This window comes from Chitinophaga sp., from assembly GCF_035538455.1.
Lineage (GTDB): Bacteria > Bacteroidota > Bacteroidia > Chitinophagales > Chitinophagaceae > Chitinophaga.
The window spans coordinates 1-5,251 of the sequence record NZ_DATLKJ010000160.1 but is presented as its reverse complement, the minus strand read 5'-3'; the positions used below and the strand labels follow the sequence as shown (position 1 = coordinate 5,251).

Genomic DNA, 5,251 nt, shown 5'->3' with positions numbered 1-5,251 from the left:
GCCATAATCGATAAAGGCAACATCGTACTGCATACCTTCCAGCAGCCGCCATTGCTGCGCATGCGGCAGATCATCAGCGGGAAGCGGCCGGGGGGTAGTTTCCACGCAGCTGTGTGCGAGAATCTTTAACTCCTGATGTGGTTCATGTTGTGTAAAAATGCCTACTTCGTTACCATAGTAATCTTTAAATACTTCCACTTCCGGATGATGGGAAATATTCAGCTCATGACGGATTACTTTCTGGTATTCATCCCTGATCGGGTACAGAATAATCTGATTAGCACTGTCGCGCACAGGCGCTTCATATATATAATGTGTGAGGTGTTTTATTTTAAAAACGGGCATGCAATAAAAATTAAGCGTTGGCGAAATAGTATTCATTGAGCAGGTTGCCGATACCATACAACTCACTCCGTATCTTAACAAGATAGTTATGCAGGCCTTCTGCTTTCATACTCTTCACAGAGCTATAGGTGATAGTACTGTTCAGGCGGCCGATATTAAAAGATAGCTGGTTGTAGTGATCGATATTCTTATCACTTTTCAGCCGTTCAAAATAGCGTTGAATATTATTCACCGCATATTTGGCGGATCTGGGAAAGTCGTTGTTCAGCATCACCAATTCCAATACGTTCTCCGCTTCAAACCCTTTCCGGTACGATTTGAGATACAATTCATAGCCGCCCAGCGACAACAGGAGGTGCTGCCAGTAAGAGGTGTCCGTCAGCAGATCCGGATTGTTGGAGATGGAAATAAACTTAATGTCGAGGATATCGATCGACTGTATACTTCTTTCCAGGTATTTGCCGATACTCATAAAACTGCGGATCTCTCCACGCTCCATTAAACTGCCGGCGGTACCGTAATAGAGCATTACCTGTTTGATGAGGATGTCGAGCGCGGTGACAGGATCATCTTTCTGCACATACCATAGCAGTTTAGGATCTTTTACCGTGTGATAATATTCGTTCAGGCATTGCCAGAGATCTTTGGCAATATGTTCCTGTACACTCCGGGCGTTTTCCCTCGCCAATGTAATCATGTTAATGATGGAATTGGGGTTGTCGCGGTTAAAGAGCAGATATTCCACTACGGAGCGGCTATCGTTTTTTACGACCGATGTTTCGGCTTCACCACCGCCTGAGGAGATCTGGATTACGGGCGTCCAGGTAAATTCCTGGATTGTATCCTGTGATGATGCGTAGTTTATCTTCAACATTCTCAGGATACCATCACTGCGTTCTACATACCTGCTTAGCCAATACAAACTGGAAGCGACTCTACTTAACATAGGCGATTGATATATTTTTAAGATGCTAAAACCCAGGTGTCTTTGCTACCGCCACCTTGTGAGCTGTTTACCACCAGCGAGCCTTCTTTGAGCGCTACCCGGGTAAGACCGCCGGGAACAATGGAGATGCCATCAGGACCTACCAGCGCATAGGGCCTTAGATCCACCCGCCTTGGCTGTAACATGCCATCCATATAGCAGGGGGCGGTCGATAAACTGATCGTTGGCTGGGCAATGAAATTGCGGGGATCTTTCAGTATTTCTATTTTATAGTTTTCTATATCGGCTTCGCTGGCCGCATGTCCCATTAACATACCATAGCCACCGCTTCCATTGGTTTTCTTGATCACCATTTTGTGCATGTTCTGAAAAACATACTCCTTATGTTCAGGGTTACCAAGACTATAGGTAGGAACATTTTTCAGCAGGGGTTCTTCGTTGAGGTAGTAGCGGATCATATCCGGCACGTAGGAGTACACCGCTTTATCATCAGCGACGCCGTTACCGATGGCGTTGATGATCGCCACATTGCCCTTGCGGTAGGCGCTCATTAAGCCGGCTACCCCCAGGATGCTTTTGGGATTGAATACCAGCGGGTCGATAAATTCATCATCTACCCTTTTATAGATCACATCCACCTGTTGCAGCCCCGTAGTGGTTTTCATATATACTCTCTGATCCCTGACTACCAGGTCGCGGCCTTCCACCAGCTCTACACCCATGAGCCGTGCAAGCGTGGTATGTTCGTAATATGCGGAATTATACAGACCAGGACTCAGCAGTACAATGGTAGGATTGGCCACCGCTCTGGGCGACAGTGCCAGCAGGTTTTTATACAGGATAGCGGGATACTCCGTTACGCTGCGCACCTTACACTGGGGAAGCAGATCAGGGAACAGTCGCTTGGTGATTTCCCGGTTCTCCAGCATGTAGCTTACGCCGGAGGGCGTTCTGAGGTTATCTTCCAGTACATAAAAAGTACCGTCATAATCCCTGATCAGGTCAATACCAGCGATGTGTATATAAATATCATAGGGAACATTGAGCTGGTGCATCTCCCGTAAGAAGTGAGGGCAGGAATAGATTAATGAGGCTGGGATAACCTGGTCTTTGATAATAAACTGGTTGTGGTATACGTCTTTCAAAAAAAGGTTTAAGGCCTTTAAACGCTGCTTAATGCCTTTTTCTATGAAAGACCACTCCGTGCCGGTGATGATTCGGGGAATGATGTCAAAGGGAAAGATCTTTTCAATCCCTTCTCCGCTGTCGTACACCGTGAACGTGATGCCCTGACTCATGAACAGCCTTTTCGCCAGTTCCTCCTTTTTGTTCAGGTCACTGGCAGATTCCTGTTCGAGGTAGCCAATGATTTTGTGGTACTGCTCCCGGAGGTGATTATCAGAAATGTACATTTCATCCCAGGTATTGGAGACGTGCTGATAGCGATGTAGGCTTATAGTACTCATATTTATAATATTTCAACTATTCCATGACAATTATGCGTTTTGTTTGAATATACACATAAAAAATTAGATATACGCAGAAATATTGTGTCATTTTTTTGATTTCATGCATCAATTATTAATATTAATAAAATTAACAATACATGAAAATAAGCGAATGAATACTGCTAACAGCACTCCGTTTAACCGCTGGGTAATTATGAATATTCTACTCTTTGTTTGCCGGAAAGAACGGAGGATTGGTCGACTTACTCCGGAATAGTGGTTATGAGGTTACACAAGTTGTATTGGAAAGCAAATAAACATGATAGAGGGTTTCCATTCATGCAGCGGTAGATGAGTAAAAGAGAATGATTAATTAATCTTTATTAACTCCAAACTTAATGTTTGGAGTTTTTCATTTTAAATTACCCTTGTCAGAAATATTCTCTGCACCAATCACCCTATCACTGTAAACTGATCTGTCACCGGGTCTATCGCTGCAAGCACACGATCAAAGAACGCAACGCCTTCCTGCGCATACCAGGGCATGAAGTTTTCTTTGCGCTCCTGCAATGAACCGGCGGGAAACAGCCGTTGTTTGATCTGCCTGATCTGATCGGTTTGCCAGGCGAACTTTTTCTTTTCGGCACGGAGGAATTTGTGTTCCAGTTTACCCATGGACTTCAGCGCCTTGCTCCTTTCTGCGCCTGTACTGGCAACGAGTGTCACATCAATACTGCGGGCTTTTTCTTCCAGTATATCGAACAGCTTTTCTACGGCGGCGTATTCGTCTTTCAATACCAGTGCTGTATTAGTGTGCTTTTTCACGTAGTCGTTCACGATATCATCAGTGCCTTTGAAAAGCTCTTCAACGGTGATCCCCAGTTTGGCGGCACGCTGTACAGATACTTCGTCCATCAGAAGAAGGGAATTGCGGAGCAGCAGCACGGGGTATGGCACTTTATAATGGGCGAAGAGGTCCTGTAGTTCCATCCAGTAGGCTATCTCGCCGCCGCCACCGATAAAGGCGATGTTCGGCAGGATGGTTTCCTGGAACATCCCTCTCAGGATCACGTTAGGGCTGAACCGCTCAGGGTGCGCTTCCAGTTCGGCTTCCAGTGCAGCGGTGCTAAATGTCAACGACGTGTGTAATACTTTCCACTGATCTCCTTCCTTTACAATACGCTCACGCAGTCCGTCCTGCAGGTAGAAGAGATTTATTTCACGCGGATTGGCCTGTACCTTATAATGGGCGCCCAGCTTTTCTACTGTATTATTTACAATGTTATGGGACGCCTGGTTAAACAGTTCATCCTTCATAACGGGAATGTATAAACGTTTGAGTGCTGCATTGTCCGGAACCAGTACTACAAGGCCATAGCGGCCAAACAGTGCATGTACCAGGTATAATGTAGCATCCTGGATGTTACTGTGCTCAAGGTAGGCTTTGTGCAGCAGCTCCATCAGCTCTTCACCATGAGGAGCAAAGCCCAGCGCATCTTTAATTTGATTGACCAGGAGTACGAGGCCTTCTGGTTTCATACGTCCTACAGCTCCTTCCTGGTTGGTTTTCCAGGTGAGCGTTTTGCCTTCCAGGTAGATGCTGCCCAGTTCATCGAGATCGTTATCTTCACTGCCCATATAATATACAGGCACAAAGTTGTGCTGCGGATACTGCTCTTTCAGTGCAGAACACAGTTTGATCGTCTGTAAGATCTTATAAACGAAGTAAAGATAACCGGTGAAGATATTAGGCTGATGTGCGGTGCACACCGTGAATGTATTGGGCAGCAGCAGGCTGTCGATATTGTCCTTCACGGCTTTTACTGTTTCCAGCGGCTCGTACTGTGCATGCAATGCGTCTGCCAGTGCGGCCCTGGGCGTATCAAACGACTGCCTTGCCTTCATGGCCGCCGTGAAATCCGGATGAACAGGGGAATAAGTATAGAAAGGTCGTATCTTCTGATCTTCTGCTAAAAAGTCTATTACCAACTGGTTAAAATAACCAGTATTTCCATAAGGAATATGCGCTAACATATTGAATGTTGGATTACTAATTACCAATAAAGGATCGTGCAGTGCCAATACATCGAAACTTTTGAATGTACGAAGGTAGTCTATTTAGGTATTTGGTTATTTATATATTTTTTTATTGACGGATTTCCGATTTGAGGAGTGATAATTGATGATGAAAGAGAGAAATGATATTTAAACCTTAAATCCCCCATATGAAGATCGCGGTATTATCACCGGTTGCATGGCGCACCCCACCGGTACACTATGGTCCGTGGGAGCAGATGGCCTCCAACCTCACTGAAGGCCTCGCCGCCAGGGGCATAGAGGTGACCCTGTTTGCTACCGCCGATTCACGGACTGCCGGCAAGCTGCTGGCGGTGGTCCCGCAAGGCTATGAGGAAGATAAGACCGCCGATGCCAAAGTATGTGAGTGTATGCACATCAGTTATCTGATGGAAAGAGCCGGTGAATACGACATCATACACAATCATTTCGACTT

4 protein-coding genes and 1 pseudogene are annotated in these 5,251 nt (G+C 45.8%); 1 reads left to right on the top strand and 4 read right to left on the bottom strand.

The window, feature by feature from the left end; genetic code table 11:
* From VM802_RS19720 to bshC, 4 genes are all read right to left on the bottom strand, one after another.
* Window positions 1–345 (bottom strand): transglutaminase N-terminal domain-containing protein (locus tag VM802_RS19720; protein WP_325533717.1); only part of this gene is annotated, 345 nt, incomplete at its 3' end.
* A gap of 10 nt (window positions 346–355) precedes the next feature.
* On the bottom strand, window positions 356–1,291 hold the full coding sequence (locus VM802_RS19715) for an alpha-E domain-containing protein (RefSeq protein ID WP_325533715.1): 936 nt from the start codon (window positions 1,289–1,291) through the stop codon (window positions 356–358).
* Window positions 1,292–1,308: 17 nt separating this feature from the next.
* On the bottom strand, window positions 1,309–2,757 hold the full coding sequence (locus VM802_RS19710) for a circularly permuted type 2 ATP-grasp protein (protein ID WP_325533713.1): 1,449 nt from the start codon (window positions 2,755–2,757) through the stop codon (window positions 1,309–1,311).
* 435 nt (window positions 2,758–3,192) lie between these two features.
* Window positions 3,193–4,773: a bacillithiol biosynthesis cysteine-adding enzyme BshC gene (gene bshC / locus VM802_RS19705; RefSeq protein WP_325533711.1), complete on the bottom strand. Its 1,581-nt coding sequence runs from the start codon at window positions 4,771–4,773 to the stop codon at window positions 3,193–3,195.
* A gap of 191 nt (window positions 4,774–4,964) precedes the next feature.
* On the opposite strand from bshC, the pseudogene VM802_RS19700 reads away from it, so the two are divergent.
* Window positions 4,965–5,251 (top strand): annotated as a pseudogene (locus tag VM802_RS19700) (glycosyltransferase family 4 protein); the annotation flags it as partial.

Coding starts and splice junctions, on each gene's coding strand:
- VM802_RS19715 (WP_325533715.1), bottom strand. CDS start 1,291: ATGTTAAGTAGAGTCGCTTCCAGTTTGTATTGGCTAAGCAGGTATGTA.
- bshC (WP_325533711.1), bottom strand. CDS start 4,773: ATGTTAGCGCATATTCCTTATGGAAATACTGGTTATTTTAACCAGTTG.
- VM802_RS19710 (WP_325533713.1), bottom strand. CDS start 2,757: ATGAGTACTATAAGCCTACATCGCTATCAGCACGTCTCCAATACCTGG.